Source organism: Pseudomonas sp. K2I15, assembly GCF_002204795.1.
Taxonomy (GTDB): domain Bacteria; phylum Pseudomonadota; class Gammaproteobacteria; order Pseudomonadales; family Pseudomonadaceae; genus Aquipseudomonas.
On the sequence record NZ_NIXO01000022.1, the window covers coordinates 1 to 17,177 of the forward strand.

The window sequence follows — 17,177 nt, forward strand, 5'->3', positions numbered from 1 at the left end:
GGGTCAGTCGATATCTCTGTTGACTGACACACCGCCTTCGCGAGCAAGCCCGCTCCCACATTGGTATTGCAGTGTTCTTTAGTTCTTCACCACGTCCTCAAGCGTGAAGCGCCCCAACGGGTTTTGCAGGAAGTTGCTGACGTTCTTGCGTGAGATGTTGATGTACGGGCTGTAGTACAGGTCGATCCAGTTCACATCCTGTTTCGCCATTTTCTGCAGGTCGACATACATCTGCTCACGCTTGACCGGGTCGGCCTCGATCCGCGCCGCTGCCACCAGGGCCTTCACCTTTTCGTTCTTGTAGCGGGTCATGTAGTTCTGGTTGGTGTCGTGGCCCAACACGAAGGTGGTCTTCTGGTCCGGGTCGAGGATGTCGTTGGTCCAGTACATCACCGAGATATCGTATTCGCCGTCCACCAGCATCTGCCAGCTTTGGGTCGGGTCGACCTTTTGCAGGTTGGCCGTCACGCCGACCTTGGCCAACTGATCCTTGATGATCACCGCAATCTGCTCGTCGGCTTCGTTGCCGGCGTTGACCACGTAATTGAGCTTTAAGTCCTGGGCCCCGGCAGCAGCCAGCAGTTTCTTGGCTTCGGTCGGGTCATACGGGCGTTGCAGGTTGTTGGCGTAGTGGTACAGCGAGCCTTTTGGAATGTAGGAATAAGCCACGGTGCCTTGGCCGAAGGTGGCGGTTTTCACCAGCGATTGTTTATCGATGGCCATGTCCAGCGCCTGACGCACTTCCGGCTTGGCCAGCAGGCCGTGGGCGTGGTTGATCAACAGGTGATCTTCACGGGTCGACGGGTCGGAGTGGACCACCACGTTCTTGTCTTTTTTCAGCTCTTCAACCCGGGAGAACGGGACGAAGATCGCCGTGTCCAGCTCGTTGTTCTGCACCATGCGCATGCGCGTGTTGTCGTCGGTGACCGACACCCACTCCACGCCATCCAGGCTCACCTTGCCGGCCTGCCAGAAGTTCGGGTTCTTCTTCAGGATCACCCGATCGCCCTTGCGCCACTCACCCACGGTAAATGCGCCGGAGGTCACCGGGTTTTCCGAGTAGGCGTCCTCGCCCATTTTGGTCATGGCCTTTTCCGACAGGATCGATACCGTCGGTGAAGCGAGTTGCGAAAGGAAGGCCACTGCGGGTGTTTTCAGCGTCACCACCAGGGTTTGCGGATCGCTTGCCTTGGCGGTGTTGATCAGGCTGAAAGGGTCGCTCCACAGCGAGGCCTTGTTGTCGCGGATGCGCAACAGGCTGAACGCGGCGTCGTCAGCGGTGATCGGCGAGCCGTCCGAGAACTTCGCGGCACGCAGCTTGAAGGTATACGTCAGGCCGTCCTTGGAAATGTCCCAGCTTTCTGCCAGCCCCGGTTCCATCTTGGTGCCCAGGTTATCCACGCGCACCAGGGTGTCGTAGACGTTGGCAAACACCCAAGTATCGCGGTTCTGCGCGCTTTTGATCGGGTCAAACGTGGTGCTGTCTTCGCGGCAGCCGATGGTGAGCACACCCGCAGCCTGGGCGATACCGGCGGTCAGCGACCAGGCGGTGAGTGTGGCGGCGGCGAGCAACTTCAAGTGACGGGATTGCATGTCATAACTCCTTGTCTATAACGGCGGTTGTTCACGAATGGCAGATAGGGTCAAAGGTTCTTCAAGCACGCAACTGTACCGATGCGTTTGCACAAAGTGAGTCGGCGGCAATACTTCGGCACACACGGCCCGTGCATGCCGGCAACGCGGGTGAAAGGCGCAGCCACCAGGCAATTTCAGTGGGCTCGGTGGCTCGCCCGGCAATGGCTCGCTGGGCAACGGGCGGTACGGATCAATCTCCGGGATCGCCTGGATCAACGCCGCCGTATACGGATGGCGCGGGGCGGTGAAGACCGCTTCCACCGGGCCTTCCTCGACGATTTTCCCCAAGTACATCACCGCCACCCGGTCGCACAATCGGCGGACGATGGCCAGGTCGTGGGCGATAAACAGGATCGCCAGGTTCATGCGCTGCTGCAGTTCCAGCAGCAGGTTGATGATCTGGCCCTGGATCGACACGTCCAGGGCAGCCACGCATTCGTCGGCGATGATCAACCGGGGTTCCACCGCCAGCGCCCGGGCAATACCGACACGCTGGCACTGCCCGCCGCTGAGGGAGCCGGGCTTGCGGCTGGCGAGCTCGGGGCGCAGTCCTACCAGGTCGAGTAACTCGTCGACCCGGCGCGGGATATTTTCTGACGCAACCTTGCGCTGCACCCGCAGGACTTCGGCGATGGTTTCGCCAACGGTAAGACGCGGGTTCAGGGCGGCGTAGGGATCCTGGAAGATCATCGCCGTCTCGTGCCGCAAACGGGCGATGTCGACAGGCCCGGCGTGGGCCATGTCGATGCCGTCAAACACCACCTGCCCGGCGCTGATCGGGTTGAGGTGCAGGATCGCCCGCCCCAGCGTGCTTTTGCCGCTGCCGGACTCGCCCACCAAACCCAGTGTTTCGCCGGCGGCCAGGGTCAACGACACACCGTTGACCGCCCTCACCCACTGTTTATTCAGGCCAAACAGGCCACTGCCCGCGGCGGCAAAACGCACCTCAAGGTCATTCACCTGTAACAGCGTCATGGGCGAACTCCCAAGGGATAGTGGCAGGCAACCCGCGCGCCTTCCGGCAACAGCTCGGTGCACAAGGTGCCGACTTGCGGGCAACGCGGGTTGAACCGGCAGCCCTTGGGCAATGCATCAAGCAACGGAGGCTGCCCGGGGATGGTGCGCAACAAGGCGTGCCCGCTGCTGGTGGCAGGCTGGCACTCGATCAGGCCGGCGGTGTACGGGTGTTGCGGGTGCGCCAGCAGCTCGTATTTGCTGCCGTGTTCACACAGGCGCCCGGCATACATCACGGCGATGGAGTCGCAGGTTTGCGCCACCACGCCCAGGTCGTGGGTGATCATGATGATCGACAGGCCGCGCTGGTCTCGCAGGTCCAGCAACAGGCGCAGGATCTGCGCCTGCACGGTGACGTCGAGAGCAGTGGTCGGCTCGTCGGCGATCAGCACCTTGGGATTACAGCCCAAGGCCACGGCGATCATTGCCCGCTGGCGCATGCCGCCGGAAAACTCGTGAGGGTAATTGTCGATACGCGCCTGAGGATCGGGAATCCCGACCTGGCGTAACACCTCGATAGCCTGCACGCGCGCCTCTTTTTTCGACGCCCCCTGATGCAGGCGGATGCCTTCGGCGATCTGCTCGCCAATGCGCATCAGCGGGTCGAGGTGGCTGCTGGGGTTCTGGAAAATCATGCCCAATTGGCCGCCGCGTACTGCCCGCATGCCGGCGTCGTCCAGCTTCAGAAGATCCTGGCCCGCCAGGCGCACCGAACCGCCCTGCACACGCAGGCTGGGGGACGGCAGCAAACGCATCAGCCCGCGACAGGCCATGGTCTTGCCCGAGCCGCTTTCGCCCACCAAGCCGAGGATTTCACCTTCGGCCAGGTCGAAGGACACCCGGTCCACCAACGTCACATCGCGCCCGGTATTATTGGCGATGACGCTCAGGTCCTGCACTTGCAACAGGCTCATGAGCGATCCCCCAACACTTGCGCCACACCATCGGCCAACAGGCTGAAGCCCATGGCCAGGGTCACGATGGCCAGGCCCGGGAAGGTGCAGATCCACCAGGCCGTGGTGATAAATGCCTGGCCTTCGGCGACCATGGTGCCCCACTCGGCTGTCGGCGGTTGCACGCCCAGGCCGAGGTAGCTGACCGCTGCGCCGTTGAGCAGCACCAGTACCGCGTCAGACATCGAGAACACAATCGAGCCGAACATCGCATTGGGCAACAAATGCCGAAACAGAATGCGCCCATGGCCAAAGCCCAGGCTTTTGGCAGCCAGGGCGAAGTCGCTTTCCTTGAGCACCAGGATCTGCGAGCGGATCAGCCGTGCGTAGGAGACCCAGCCCACCAGCGCCATGGCGATATAGAAGCTCTTCAAGCCCGGGCCGAGGATGGCCATGATCGCCAGCATCAGCACCAGGAACGGGAACGCGAGGATCACATCGATCACCCGCATGCAGAAGCTGTCAAAACGCCCGCCGATATAACCGGACACCGCGCCAACAAACGTGCCGATCAGAAACGGAAAGATCACCCCGACCACCGCCAGTTGCAGGTCGATGCGCGCGCCCCAGATCACCCTCGAAAGAATGTCGCGGCCATAGTTATCAGTGCCAAATGGATGAGCGAGGCTTGGGCCCAACAAACTGATGTCGGTGTTTTGCGCAATCGGATCGAAGGGGGCAATCCACGGGGCGAACAGCGCCAGCGCCAGCCACGCCAGCAGAATCAACAGACCCCAGGCCGCAGTCAGCCGGCCATTGCGAAAACCAAAGCGCAGACGCAAGCGCCACGGAGCAATCAATGGGCGGCTGCTCATTGCATCTTCACTCGCGGGTCCAGCGCTACCGTCACCACATCAGCGACAAAGTTGACCAGCACAGTCGCACAGGCCAGCACCATCGCCACGCCCTGCACCACCATGTAGTCGCGGGTGAAGATCCCGCGTACCAGCAACTGGCCGATGCCGGGAATCGCGAACAGGCTTTCGATCACCACTGTGCCGCTGATCAGCCAGCCAATGTTCACCGCCAGCAGGTTGACCGCCGGCACCAGGGAATTGGGCAGCACGTGGCGACGAAAAACGGCGGCCTCCGACAAACCCCGCGCCCGGGCAGCGGTCACGTGGTCAGCCTGCAGTTCCATCAGCATGCTCGCCCGCAGGTTGCGCACCAGCACCGCCGACAGCGCCAGGGCGATGGTCAGGCAGGGCAGCACCATGTGGTGCGCCTTGTCCAGCCAGGTACGCCCATAACCGGAGACGGGGAACAGGCCCCATTGCACGCTGAGCAGAAGAATCAGCATCAAGCCCAGCCAGAACGCCGGCATGCCCAGGCCGACCGTGGTGAACAGCCGGATCAGGTTATCCGCCCAGCCACCCTTATTACGCGCGGCCACGGTGGCCAGCGGCACGGCGATCAACAGCGCCAGCAACACGCTGCCGAGCACCAGGAACAGGGTCGGCTCGATGCGGGTGACGATCAGTTTCAGCGCGTCGACCTTGTACAACAGCGACTGGCCCAGATCGCCCTTGAGCAGGTTTTTCAGGAAGTAGAAATATTGCAGCCATAAGGGTTGGTCGAGGCCGTACTGGGCGCGGATCTTCAGCAAGGCGTCCGGGGTGCTGCGCGACCCCAGCAGAGCCCGCGCCGGGTCACCGGGAATCGAGCGCACCAGCACAAAGGTGATCAGGCTGATGCCAAACAGCACCGGCAGCAATTGCAGCGGCCGGGACAGCACAAAGCGGTAACGCGCCAGGTTCATCCGTCAGCCTCGGTGACGAGCAAGAAAATCCAGCAGCACCGGGAAGTAAGCCTGCGGCTCTTCGTAAAACGGCATATGGCTGCTGTTGGGGAACACGTGCAATTCGGCGTGCCTGGCCGCACTTTTCATGCGCATGGCGCAGGCTGGGGTCAGTTCGTCATGCTGGCCGGTGGTGATCAGTATTGGCATCTTGAACTCGGCCATCTCGGGGATGCGGTTCCAGTCCTTGAGGTTGCCGATGTAGAGGAATTCGTTGGGGCCCTGCATGGTTTCGTAAGGGCCCATGTTCCAGTCGCCGAGGGAACGCTGGACCGGTGCCGGCCACTCGTCCAGGCGGCAGACGTGACGGTAGTTGAGCAAGGTGATGGCGGCCTGGTATTGCGGGTGATCGAGGGTGCCCATGGCTTCGTGGCGTTGCATCATCGCCACGGTTTCGCTGCCCAGGGCGCCGCGCAGGCGTTCCAGCTCAAGGGACAAGTGCGGAATATCGCCGACGGTGTTTTCCAGGATCAGGCTTTTCAGCGCGCCGGGGTAGTGAATGGCGTACTCGATGCCCAGCCATCCACCCCAGGAATGCCCCAGCAGGTGCACGCGACCCAGGCCGAGGGCCTGGCGCACGGTTTCGACTTCTTCGACATAACGGCTGATTTCCCACAGCGAAACATCGGTCGGTCTGGCTGATGCGCCCGTGCCAAGCTGGTCGAATGCAACCACTCGCAGGCCGTTGTCCTTGAGCCAGCCATGAGCGTCGCGCAAGTAGTCGCAAGGCAGCCCCGGGCCGCCATTGAGACACAGCAACACTTCATCGCCTTCGCCAAAGCTATAGGCCACGAGGTTGTGGCCATCGACTTGCACGTTGTGCTGCTGGTCGGGAGCAATTTCACGCCACATGCATACATTCCTTGTTGTGTGTCGGCCCTTTAGATAGTGGCCGTTTAAAGGCCAACACTACCGAGGATGCCGCGCGTCCATAACCTGGTAATTCTTATAGGTTTGGTCTGGCAGTCCTTCGCCGGGGCGTGGCATTCTACTTGCAGCAAGACGAGATTCAAACGAATTCGGGAGCAGAACGGATGCTGGCCAGGCTAACTGCGTTTAATGACCGTCTCATCCCCGGCAGGAGCCTGGATGAACAGATGGACAACACCTTCGTATTGGCCCAACACCTGGGTTTCGATGCGTTGGTCTACGACTACACCCCCGTGCCCATTGACCATAATGGTGCACTGATCACCCCTTCTGTGCTGCAACTGCGCAATACGCCACCTGACTGGTACAGCTTGTGGTGCAGCGCGGGCTTTTATCAGATCGATCCGGTGCAACACCTGGCGCTGACTACGGTTTCACCGTTTGTGTGGTCCTACGAGGCCAAGACCGACACCGCGCTGCAAAAGATCATCGACCCCTGCCACGCCCCCGTTTCCAGCTACCTGCACGACCGGCAGATGACCTGCGGCGTCAGCGTGCCGATCCATTTGCCCCGCGGCGGCTTCGCTTCACTGACCGGCCTGCTCACCGGCAAGGCCAGCACGGTGTTGCAGGATGCCCGCCAGACCTTGTCGGAATTCAGCCTGATCACCCATGCTTTGCAGGAAGCGGCCTACCCGCTTTTCAGCAAGGAACTGCGCTCCTACCCGCACATCCGCCTGACCAAGCGTGAGCGCGAATGCCTGAAATGGGCCGCCGACGGCCTGACCGCCGCCGAAATTGCCACGCAATTGAGCCGCTCCCTGGCCGTCGTCACCCTGCACCTGGCTTCGGCCATGCACAAACTGGGGGCAAAAAACCGGGTGCAAGCGGTGGTACGCGCCACCCATTACCGGCTGCTGGAAGACTGATCCGAAGGAAAAACCTAGCTGTTTTGCTAGTTACCTAAACTTTGCGTGCCGACTATCGTGTACCTGATCACTTTTTCTCAGGGCAGGGCACGAAATGGAATTCATCGAAACAATCCGCGAAGGCTATGCCGCCTTTCGCGACTACCAGACCTGGTATCGGGTTACCGGCGACCTGAACAGCGGCCTCACGCCCCTGGTCATCCTCCATGGTGGCCCCGGTTGTACCCATGATTATGTCGACGCCTACAAGGACGTGGCTGCCAGTGGCCATGCGGTCATTCACTATGACCAACTGGGCAACGGCCGCTCCACGCACCTGCCTGACAAAGACCCTTCTTTCTGGACCGTCGGCTTGTTCCTCGAAGAACTCGACAACCTGCTGGACCACCTGCAAATCAGCAACAACTACGCGATCCTGGGGCAATCCTGGGGCGGCATGCTCGGCAGCGAGCACGCCATCCTGCAACCCAAGGGCCTGCGCGCCTTTATCCCGGCCAACTCGCCAACGTGCATGCGCACTTGGGTCGCGGAAGCCAATCGCCTGCGCAAGTTACTGCCTGAAGGCGTGCACGAGACCCTGCTCAAGCACGAAGAGGCCGGCACCTATCAAGACCCTGAATACCTGGTAGCTTCGCGGATTTTCTATGACCAGCACGTGTGCCGGGTCAATCCATGGCCGGAAGAAGTGGCCCGCACGTTCGCCCAGGTGGATTCGGACCCGACGGTGTATCACGCCATGAGCGGCCCGACGGAATTTCATGTGATTGGCAGTTTGAAAGACTGGAACGTGATTGGCCGGTTGTCGAAGGTCAATGTGCCGACCCTGGTGATTTCCGGTCGGCATGACGAGGCCACGCCGCTGGTGGTCAAGCCGTTCCTGGATGAGATCGCCGATGTGCGCTGGGCGCTGTTCGAAGACTCCAGCCACATGCCGCACGTTGAAGAGCGGCAGGCGTGCATGGGCACGGTGGTGCAGTTTTTGGATGAGGCGTGCTCGGTGCCCCGCAGAAAAGTCAGCTGATTACACCGCTTATGTGGCGAGGGAGCTTGCTCCCGCTCGACTGCGAAGCAGTCGCAAAAGCTGGGGCCGCTTCGCAGCCCAACGGGAGCAAGCTCCCTCGCCACAATGATTTTGGATGCAACGAGAGACAGGTATTACACCTCGCTGGTCTGCGCCCTGCCCTGCACCGCCGTTTTCTTCGGCACGTCCGCCAGCAACGGAATCTCCTTGCCCTCGGCATCAAACAGCTTGCCGCCGCTGAAGTAGTCCCCGTCCCGCAACGCCGCCACATCCTGGAAACACAAGCTGCGTTCAGTGCCGGCGACAAACACCGACTGCTGGTCCGAGTTACCGGTGGTGAAGTGGTTGAACGCCAGGTTCAACAGGATGGCCATGATCGCCGACGAACTGATCCCCGAGTGGAAAATGGTCGCGAACCAGCTCGGGAAGTGATCATAGAAACTCGGTGCCGCAATCGGGATCATGCCAAAACCGATGGAAGTGGCGACGATGATCAGGTTCATGTTGTTACGGTAATCGACCTTCGACAAGGTACGAATACCGCTGGCAGCCACCGTGCCGAACAGCACGATCCCGGCACCGCCCAACACCGAAGTAGGCACCGCCGCAATCACCCGCCCCATGAACGGCAGCAGGCCGAGGATCACCAGGAATATCCCACCGGTGGCGACCACATAGCGACTCTTGACCCCGGTAACCGCCACCAGCCCGACGTTCTGGGCGAAGGCACTTTGGGTGAACGAACCGAAGATCGGCGCAACCATGCTCGACAGCATGTCGGCGCGCAGCCCATTGCCGAGGCGCTTGGAGTCGACCTTGGTGTCGATGATTTCGCCGACCGCGAGAATATCGGCCGAGGTTTCCACCAGCGTCACCATCACCACGATGCACATCGAAATAATCGCCGCCAGGTGGAAGGTTGGCATGCCGAAATGGAAGGGTGTGGGAAAACCGAACATCGGGCCCTGGGTCACGCTGGAGAAGTCAGCCATACCGAGGAACACCGCGATCACCGTACCGATCACCATCGCCAGCAGGATCGACAGCCGCGAGATGGTCGCGCTGCCGATCTTGCTCAGCAGCAACACCAGCGCCAGGGTCAGCGCCGCCAGGCCGATGTTCGGCATGCTGCCGAAATCGGCGGCACGGCTGTTGCCGCCCATGGCCCAGCGAGCCGCGACGGGCATCAGGGTCAGGCCGATGGTGGTGATCACAATGCCGGTGACCAGCGGCGGAAAGAATTTGGTTATTCGCGAGAACACCGGAGTGATCAGCAAGCCGATCAAGGACGCGGCCATCACCGCCCCGAGAATCGCCGGGATGCCGCCCGCGCCGTCGCTACCAACAATCGCCACCATGGTCGCCACCCCGGCAAAGGACACGCCTTGCACCAGCGGCAACTGGCAGCCAAAGAACGGCAACCCCAGGGTTTGCAGCAACGTGGCCAGGCCACCGGCAAACAGCGAGGCGGCGATCAGCAGGCCAATATCGGCCGGCGACAACCCGGCCGCCTGGCCGACGATCAACGGTACGGCCACGATGCCGCCGTACATGGTGAGCACATGTTGCAGGCCGTAAGCCATGTTGGCTGCGACGCCGAGATTCTCATCTTCTGGCCGCTGCGGTGACGCCTTCGGGATAGTCATGGTGAGGGGTTCTCTGTTTTTGTTGTGCACTCACTGTATGCAATAGAAAGATTGGATGTCCATAGAGTTGTATACAATCATTTTAACAAGATGATCATAAACACCGTTACAAAAATCCATTCAGCCGCCCTGCCCCATGGCTCGAAGTGCTGCGCACAAGGACTTGAAAAAAATGCTAAACCGCAAGCTGCGCATTCACGCCCCGGCGATTTACTACTTCGACAGGGTCCGCCGCTGCCACTCGATCCGCGAAGCCGCACGCCGCCTGAACGTGTCATCGTCGGCGGTGAACCGGCAGATCCTCAAGCTGGAAGACGAAGTAGGCGCGGCGCTGTTCGAACGGCTGCCCGGCGGGCTGCGACTGACTGCGGCCGGCGAGATCCTGACCCGCCACGTGAGTCTGCTGTTGCAGGATGTGGAGCGTGTGCGTGGAGAACTGGATGGCTTGGACTGCGTGCAGACCGGCCATGTGGAAATCGCCACGGTGGAAGGCGCCACCGTGGAACTGCTGCCGGCCGCACTCAAGCGCATGCGTGAGCGCTACCCGAAGGTGACCATTGGCGTCACGGTGCAAGGTTCGCAGTCGATTCCCGGCGCGGTGCTCAACGGCCAGGCGGATCTGGGGCTGGCTTTTGCCTTACCGCGCAGCAGCGAAACCATCCAGGTGTGTGTCGGCCATTTCCGCCTGGGCGCGCTGATGGCGCCGGGGCACCCGTTGGCCGGCGAGACCAGCGTGAGTTATGCACGCTGTTGCGAACACGGCGTGATCCAGGCCAAGAGCGAACTGTCGGTTCATCACCTGATCGCGCCGCTGCACAAGCGGTCGGCAGCAGCGAACAAACCGCTGCTGCACAGCAACTCCATGGAACTGGCCCGGCAGTTGGCGCGCCAGCAATTGGGCATCGCGTTCCAGACGCGCATCGGCGTGGAGGTTGATTTGGCACGCGGCGAACTCCTGCATATCCCGCTCAGCGACCAGGGCGGAATCTTCAGCGACCTGGGCCTGTATGCCCGCAAAGACCGGGACTTGCCGATTGCGGTGCAAGCCATGGCCCACCTGCTCAGCGAAGAAATCAGCTTGCGCGAACACCAGGAAACACCCTGGACACCGCGTACTTCCTGACTCTCAGGCCAGCTTCAGTGCTGCCGTTTCGGCATCGGCCCAGGCGAGATTCTGTTCTTTGGAACCCACAACGGATGTGCGGATACTGCGCCCGGCGACCCTTGCGCGGTCGCCATGAGCCAAAACGCCAAAGGAATTAAAACAATGAAAAAGGCACTGCACGGCGCAACCGTATTACTTACCCTCTTCGGCGGCGGGGAGGCTGTCGCGCTGGAATGGATGAACAACAGCGTAGGATTTCGCTACGGGCAACAGTTCACCAATCCGAACAACCCGGATGACTTCAGCAAGCGCATCTACAGCTTCACCCACGCCAGCGGCTACCAGTACGGCAGCAATTACCTGAACCTCGATGTGTTCCTGTCCGACAGCCGCGACCCGCGCAAGGGCACCGACCACGGTGGCAGCGAAGTGTATGCCGTGTACCGGCATCAGCTGTACGCCTCACGGGTATTCGATGTGCCGCTGGGCACCGGGGTAATCAAGGATTACGCCCTCACCTTCGGCTTTGACGCCAACCGCAACAACAACCTGGCATCGGCCAAAAAGCGTGCGCTGGTAATTGGCCCGACCTTGAAGTTCAACACCGTCGGCGTGCTGGACCTGAGCCTGATGTACTACAAGGAACGGAACCATTCCGGCATCCCCGGCGCGAAAGAACCCGACCACACCTTCGACGATACCTACATGCTCAACCTGACCTGGATGCGGCCTTTCGAGATCGGCAACCACGGGGCGAAGTTTCAGGGGTTTATCAATCACGTCGGGGAAAAGGGCGAGGACTTCCATGGCCGCGACACGGCGCCGGAAACCCTGATGCGCACTGCACTGATGGTGGCGGTGCGCCCGGGCAAAAGCGTCAAGCCCAACCTGTATCTGGGCGTGGGCTACGAGTATTGGCATAACAAGTTCGGCGTGGACGGCGGCCGGGGCAGCCGCACATCCACGCCGACGGTGAACATGGAAGTGACGTTTTAATTCGCACGCACCAGGTCGGCATCGCTATCGTCAACCTTCGGCCGCGCCAACCAGTAGCCCAGTACGGCCAATGGCGCGGTTGCCAGCATCACGAGCGCGGTGATCAACAATGGCTGGTCGATCATCGACGACACGATCAGGCTCGCCAGAAAGCACAACCCCAACTGCAAGGTGTTCTGCAAGGCTGCCGCTTTGCCGGAATTTTCCGCAAATGGCATCAGCGCATTCGCCACCACGATTGGGTAACTGGCGCCATTGACCAACGCCATCAGGCAGAACGGAATCAGCAAGGTGGCAAGCGTCGGCACAGTCAAGGTCGCGACCAGGTACAGCGCCACCATGCTGATGCAGTACGCCAGCAGCAACCAGGGCAACAAGGTCTTGCCCTGGAACCGCTGCAACGCGCTGCGGCAACTGTAGCCACCGATCAAGAACGACAGCGTTGGCAGTATGTAGCTCAAGCCAATGTCATTGGGGCTGTAGCCCATGCCACCGAGGATAAACGGCGAGGCAGTGAGCCAGGCGAAGAAACTGGCCGAGCACGCGGCAAAGATCATCACGTTGCCGGTGAACACCCGCGACTTGAGCAATTGCCCATAGCCGAGCCGAGAAGGTTCGGCATCGGTTGTCAGGCGTTTCGGCAGCGGTTTGAGAAACAACGTCGGCAACAGCAGCAATAGCGAAACCACCAACAGCACGCCAAAGATCGCCTGCCAGCCCCAGTGATTCAACATCAGTGCCCCCAACAGCGGCGCGAGGGCCGGCGACAGCGACATCAGCGGCATGATGCCGGCGAACACCCGATGGGCCTTGTCTGCCGGGTAGCGGTCGATCACCAGCGCTTGCCAACTGACGGCGGCGGAACACACGCCAATCGCCTGCACGAAACGCAAGGCCAACAGCTGCGGCGCGGTCTCGACCCAGAACATCCCCAGGCAACCGAGCACAAACAGGCAAAGACCGGTGAGCAGGATCGGCTTGCGCCCCAGCCGGTCGGACAACGGCCCCCACAGCAACTGCCCGACGGCAAAGCCGGCGAGGAAAATACTCAGGCTCGCGCCCACCGCGCCGGGGGAAATCTGCAATTGCTCGCCCATGGCGCCAAACGCCGGCAAGTACATATCCATGGCCAGATAGCCGAGCATGCTCAGCCCCGCCAGGTACCAGGTGAATCCAAAAGAATTTTTCATTGAAGCCTTGTATAACCTGCCATCAAACTATTTGCTGACTGGCGCCTATTATGAAGCTCACTATTTCCCTGTGAAGCGAGAATAATTGGACTCTCTTATCAATATTTTTGAAGGCAACCTCCATGTGGTCTGAATATTCCCTCGATGTAGTGGATGCGGTGGCGCGCCACGGCAGCTTCAGCGCCGCCGCGCAGGAACTGCACCGCGTGCCATCGGCCATCAGCTACACCGTGCGGCAAATCGAAGAATGGCTGGCGGTGCCGCTGTTTGTCCGACGTCATCGGGACGTGGAGCTGACACCCGCCGGTAAACTGTTCGTCGACGAAGCCCGCGGCGTCATGAAAAAAATGCTCGGCACCCGTCGACTGTGCCAGCAAGTGGCCAATGGCTGGAGTGGCCAGTTGAAAGTCGCGGTGGACTCCATCGTCAAACAGCAGCGCTGCCGCCAACTGGTGCTGGATTTCTATCGCCAGTTCCCGGAGGTGGAATTGCTGCTGGAGTACGAGGTGTACAACGGCGTGTGGGATGCCCTGGCCGATGACCGTACCGATATCGTGATCGGCGCCACCAGCGCGGTGCCGGTGGCCAGTCAATTCACGTTTCGCGACATGGGTCTGTTGAACTGGCTGTGCGTGGTCAGCAGCCGGCACCCGCTGGCGACAGTAGAAGGCCTGCTCAGCGATGATCAATTGCGGCCCTTCGCCTCCCTGTGCATGACCGACACCTCGCGCAACCTGCCCAAGCGCGACACCTGGACCCTGGATAACCAGCGCCGCTTGGTGGTGCCGCATTGGGCATCAGCGATTGATTGCCTGCGCGATGGCCTGTGCGTCGGCATGGCGCCGGCGCACCTGGTGCAACCGTGGATCGAGCGCGGCGAGCTGAGCGCCCTGCAACTGTCCCGGCCCTTCCCCGCCAGCCCGTCGTGCGTGGCGTGGGCGCAGAACAAACTGTCGCCGGCCATGGCCTGGTTGCTCGACTATCTGGGGGATACCGAGACGCTGAATCAGGAGTGGTTGAACGGGGTGCAGATGGGCGCAGGCTACCCCGCTTGACTGATCGTTCCCACGCTCTGCGTGGGAATGCAGCCAGTGACGCTCCGCGTCAGCCTTATCCGTGTTCAGTCCAGCAGCCGGGAAAGCGCGCGCACAATCATCTCCACTTCCTTGGCATCGATGGTCAACGGCGGCAGCAGGCGAATGATCTTGCCCCGCGTGACGTTGATCAGCAGGCCATGCTCATGCGCCGCACGCTGGGCCAGGTCGCGGTGAGGCGTCGCCAGTTCGATACCGATCATCAGCCCTTGCCCGCGAATCGCCAGCACCTGAGGATGCTCGCTCAATTCCACCCGCAGGCGCGCCAGCAGCCGCTCGCCCTGTTGCGCCGCGTTGTCCAGCAAGCCTTGCTCTTCGATGATCTCCAACACCGTACAACCCACGCGGCAGGCCAGCGGGTTGCCACCGAAGGTGCTGCCGTGGCTGCCGGGGGTGAACAGTTGCGCAACGGAGGCCCGGGCCAGGCATGCGCCAATCGGCACGCCGTTGCCCAGGCCTTTGGCCAGGGTCATCACGTCGGGCACGATGCCTTCATGCTGGAAGGCAAACCAGCGGCCGGTGCGGCCGATTCCGGTCTGGATCTCATCGAGCATCAATAACCAGCCTTGCCGGGTGCAGTGCTCGCGCAAGGCTTTCAGATAGCCAGGCGGTGCGACTTGCACGCCGCTTTCACCCTGGATCGGCTCCAGCAGCACCGCGACAATCCGCGCGCCAAACTCGCGGGTCACGGCCTCCAGCGCCTTCACGTCGCCGAAGCCGACCTTAATAAAGTCCCCTGGCAACTTTTGAAACCCCAGCCGCACCGACGGCCCATCGCTGGCCGACATGGTGCCCAAGGTGCGCCCGTGAAAGGCATTCTCCATCACCACCACCAGCGGCTGTTCAATACCCTTCTTCCAGCCATGCAGCCGGGCCAGCTTCAGCGCCGTCTCGTTGGCTTCGGCACCGGAGTTGTTGAAGAACGCCTGGTCCAGCCCTGAAAGTTGGGTCAGGCGCTGGGCCAGGCGCTGCTGCCAGTCGATGCTGTAGAGGTTGGAGGTGTGCAGCAGCAAACCGGCCTGTTCACTGATGGCAGCCACCAACCGTGGATGGGAGTGACCAACGTTGGTCACTGCCACACCCGCCACGGCGTCGAGGTATTCGCGGCCCTGCTGGTCCCACAGCCGCGTGCCAAGGCCACGGGTAAAGCTCAGGGGCGAAGGTTGATAAGTGGTCATCAGGCAGGCGGCGGTCATGGCATCAGGCTCCAGTGCATCGTAGTGATGGCACCAGTATCGTTAGCCACCCCGACTGGATAAACTGCACAACACTGCAATCACTTTAAACCAAGGCTTGATAATGGATGTATTCCAGGCGATGACCGTGTACGTGAAAGTGGTGGAAGCCGGCAGCATGACGGCGGCGGCGCAGTCGTGCGGCATGTCCACCACCATGGTCGGCAATCACCTGCGCGCGTTGGAGCAACGCCTGGGGGTCAGCCTGCTCAAGCGCACCACGCGCAAGCAAAGCCTGACCGAGTTTGGCGGGCTTTATTACCAGCGTTGCCTGGAAGTGCTGGGGCTGGTGGCCGACTCCGAACAGATGGCCGAACAAGCCAACAGCGACGTGCCCAAGGGCCTGCTGCGGATCACCGCGCCACCGGCCTTTGGCACCGAACGCCTGGCACCGGCACTCAGCGAATTCTCCCTGCGCTATCCACAGATCAAGCTGTACGTGGTGCTGAGCAATCAGCGGATGGACATGGTCGACAGTGGCTTCGACGTGGCCATCCGCTTGGGCGAGCTGGACGCTCCAAGCCTGATTGCCCGACCGATGCAGGATTACACCATCACCCTCTGCGCCTCTGCGGATTACCTGGCGCGGCGTGGCACTCCCCAATTCCCCGATGATTTAAAGCAGCATGACTGCCTGGCGTTCGCTTACCCCGCGACCGACGATTGGCGCAATGCCGACAAACTATGGCGAATGCGCGGCGCAGAGGGCGAAGTGGAAATTCCCGTTTCCGGCTCGTTGACCATCAACAGTTCACAGGCCTTGCGCCAGGCAGCCGTGGAAGGCATGGGCATCGTGATGCTGCCTGACGCACTGGTAGAACCCGACCTGCGGGCCGGGAAACTGGTGGCCTTGCTGACGGACTACCAACTGCCCAGCCGGCCCATGCATTTGCTATACGCCCAGGACCGCTATCGCCTGCCCAAACTGCGGGCGTTTGTGGATTTCGTCATGGAGAAGTGGGCGCGCTAGAGGTTCACCCCCAGCTCAAGCAAGCGTTCGCGGGTCTGCCCGGCAGACACGTGGTGAATCCCCTGCCAACCGAGGGCAATAGCCGCCTCGATATTGCCGGCCACGTCATCAATGAACACCACTTCAGCCGGTTTGATATCCGGCAAATGGGCACGCACCTGCGCCAGGCTGGCGTGGTAGATCGCAGGGTCGGGCTTGATCAGTTTGATTTCGCCGGATACCACGATGTCGCGGAAATACTGCAGGAATGGATAGTTGGCCCGGGCGTAGGGAAACGTCTCGGCAGACCAGTTGGTCAGCCCGAACAGCGGCATCCTGGCCTCATGCAACGCTTCCAGAATTGCCACGCCCTCAGGCAGCGCGCCACGCAGCATCTCGTGCCAGCGGTCGTAATACGCCTGAATCAACGGTTCGTGCTGCGGGTGTTCGGCAATCAGCGTGCGGGTCGCCTCGGCCAGGCTGCGGCCGGCGTCCTGCTCGGTGTTCCAGGCCTGGGTGCAGACCGTGTCCAGGAACTGCTGGCGTTGACGGTCGTCGGCAATCAACTGGCGGTAGAGATGGTGCGGGTTCCAGTCGAACAGGACACCGCCGAAATCAAAAACTACTGCACGAATCGTCATGAAGATCCTCCGTTAGCTTGAATATGACAGGAGGCGGAGTTTGGCATATCCAGGCCGATAGCAGGCACGCGACGACGCGTAGGACCGTTCTGAGACTCGGG

Annotated in this window: 16 protein-coding genes; 6 read left to right on the forward strand and 10 right to left on the reverse strand. The window is 61.3% G+C overall.

The features are described from left to right. Nucleotides 1-78 precede the first annotated feature (78 nt). From CEC48_RS15055 to CEC48_RS15080, 6 genes are read right to left on the reverse strand one after another with little or no spacing between them, the layout of a single operon-like run. Nucleotides 79-1,593, reverse strand: coding sequence for an ABC transporter substrate-binding protein (locus tag CEC48_RS15055; protein WP_088424459.1), 1,515 nt, complete (start codon nt 1,591-1,593; stop codon nt 79-81). A 15-nt stretch (nt 1,594-1,608) separates the two neighbouring features. Continuing rightward, nucleotides 1,609-2,610 carry an ABC transporter ATP-binding protein gene (locus CEC48_RS15060; RefSeq protein ID WP_088424460.1) on the reverse strand — a complete coding sequence of 334 codons (1,002 nt, stop codon included), beginning with the start codon at nt 2,608-2,610 and terminating at the stop codon, nt 1,609-1,611. Beyond that, nucleotides 2,607-3,563, reverse strand: a complete 957-nt coding sequence (locus CEC48_RS15065) for an ABC transporter ATP-binding protein (protein ID WP_088424461.1) — start codon at nt 3,561-3,563, stop codon at nt 2,607-2,609. Before CEC48_RS15065 ends, CEC48_RS15060 begins: the two co-directional genes overlap by 4 nt. Then, nucleotides 3,560-4,417, reverse strand: a complete 858-nt coding sequence (locus CEC48_RS15070; RefSeq protein ID WP_088424462.1) for an ABC transporter permease — start codon at nt 4,415-4,417, stop codon at nt 3,560-3,562. The genes CEC48_RS15065 and CEC48_RS15070 overlap by 4 nt, the downstream gene beginning before the upstream one ends. Beyond that, the gene (locus tag CEC48_RS15075) at nt 4,414-5,361 is read right to left on the reverse strand and encodes an ABC transporter permease (protein ID WP_010176243.1); all 948 of its coding nucleotides are present in this window, start codon (nt 5,359-5,361) and stop codon (nt 4,414-4,416) included. The genes CEC48_RS15070 and CEC48_RS15075 overlap by 4 nt, the downstream gene beginning before the upstream one ends. Before the next feature lie 3 nt (nt 5,362-5,364). Beyond that, nucleotides 5,365-6,252 carry a proline iminopeptidase-family hydrolase gene (locus CEC48_RS15080; RefSeq protein ID WP_088424463.1) on the reverse strand — a complete coding sequence of 296 codons (888 nt, stop codon included), beginning with the start codon at nt 6,250-6,252 and terminating at the stop codon, nt 5,365-5,367. Nucleotides 6,253-6,434: 182 nt separating this feature from the next. Here CEC48_RS15080 and CEC48_RS15085 point away from each other — a divergent pair, with 182 nt between their 5' ends. Together CEC48_RS15085 and CEC48_RS15090 are read left to right on the forward strand one after the other, a co-directional pair. Continuing rightward, nucleotides 6,435-7,199, forward strand: a complete 765-nt coding sequence (locus CEC48_RS15085) for a LuxR family transcriptional regulator (RefSeq protein WP_088424464.1) — start codon at nt 6,435-6,437, stop codon at nt 7,197-7,199. A 94-nt stretch (nt 7,200-7,293) separates the two neighbouring features. Further along, nucleotides 7,294-8,220 carry a proline iminopeptidase-family hydrolase gene (locus CEC48_RS15090; protein ID WP_088424465.1) on the forward strand — a complete coding sequence of 309 codons (927 nt, stop codon included), beginning with the start codon at nt 7,294-7,296 and terminating at the stop codon, nt 8,218-8,220. A 134-nt stretch (nt 8,221-8,354) separates the two neighbouring features. Here CEC48_RS15090 and CEC48_RS15095 read toward each other — a convergent pair whose 3' ends face one another. After that, nucleotides 8,355-9,866 carry a nucleobase:cation symporter-2 family protein gene (locus CEC48_RS15095; RefSeq protein ID WP_088424466.1) on the reverse strand — a complete coding sequence of 504 codons (1,512 nt, stop codon included), beginning with the start codon at nt 9,864-9,866 and terminating at the stop codon, nt 8,355-8,357. Nucleotides 9,867-10,038: 172 nt separating this feature from the next. On the opposite strand from CEC48_RS15095, the gene CEC48_RS15100 reads away from it, so the two are divergent. Both CEC48_RS15100 and CEC48_RS15105 read left to right on the forward strand, forming a co-directional pair. Continuing rightward, complete coding sequence (locus CEC48_RS15100) at nt 10,039-10,989, forward strand: LysR family transcriptional regulator (RefSeq protein WP_088424467.1); 951 nt, start codon at nt 10,039-10,041, stop codon at nt 10,987-10,989. A gap of 144 nt (nt 10,990-11,133) precedes the next feature. Further along, a complete protein-coding gene (locus CEC48_RS15105) occupies nt 11,134-11,967 on the forward strand; it encodes a nucleoside-binding protein (protein ID WP_088424468.1) in 834 nt (277 codons plus the stop codon). Here the strand turns inward: CEC48_RS15105 and punC are convergent. Beyond that, entirely contained in the window at nt 11,964-13,157 is a 1,194-nt protein-coding gene (gene punC, locus CEC48_RS15110) for a purine nucleoside transporter PunC (RefSeq protein ID WP_088424469.1), read from the reverse strand. The genes CEC48_RS15105 and punC overlap by 4 nt on opposite strands. Nucleotides 13,158-13,279: 122 nt before the next feature. Here punC and punR point away from each other — a divergent pair, with 122 nt between their 5' ends. After that, on the forward strand, nt 13,280-14,212 hold the full coding sequence (gene punR / locus CEC48_RS15115) for a DNA-binding transcriptional activator PunR (RefSeq protein ID WP_088424470.1): 933 nt from the start codon (nt 13,280-13,282) through the stop codon (nt 14,210-14,212). A 65-nt stretch (nt 14,213-14,277) separates the two neighbouring features. Here punR and CEC48_RS15120 read toward each other — a convergent pair whose 3' ends face one another. Further along, the gene (locus tag CEC48_RS15120) at nt 14,278-15,447 is read right to left on the reverse strand and encodes an aspartate aminotransferase family protein (protein ID WP_088424471.1); all 1,170 of its coding nucleotides are present in this window, start codon (nt 15,445-15,447) and stop codon (nt 14,278-14,280) included. A 103-nt stretch (nt 15,448-15,550) separates the two neighbouring features. On the opposite strand from CEC48_RS15120, the gene CEC48_RS15125 reads away from it, so the two are divergent. After that, a complete protein-coding gene (locus CEC48_RS15125; protein ID WP_088424472.1) occupies nt 15,551-16,456 on the forward strand; it encodes a LysR family transcriptional regulator in 906 nt (301 codons plus the stop codon). On the opposite strand, the gene CEC48_RS15130 is transcribed toward CEC48_RS15125, so the two are convergent. Further along, a complete protein-coding gene (locus tag CEC48_RS15130) occupies nt 16,453-17,076 on the reverse strand; it encodes an HAD family phosphatase (RefSeq protein ID WP_088424473.1) in 624 nt (207 codons plus the stop codon). The two genes, CEC48_RS15125 and CEC48_RS15130, sit on opposite strands and share 4 nt — an antisense overlap. Nucleotides 17,077-17,177: the final 101 nt, after the last annotated feature.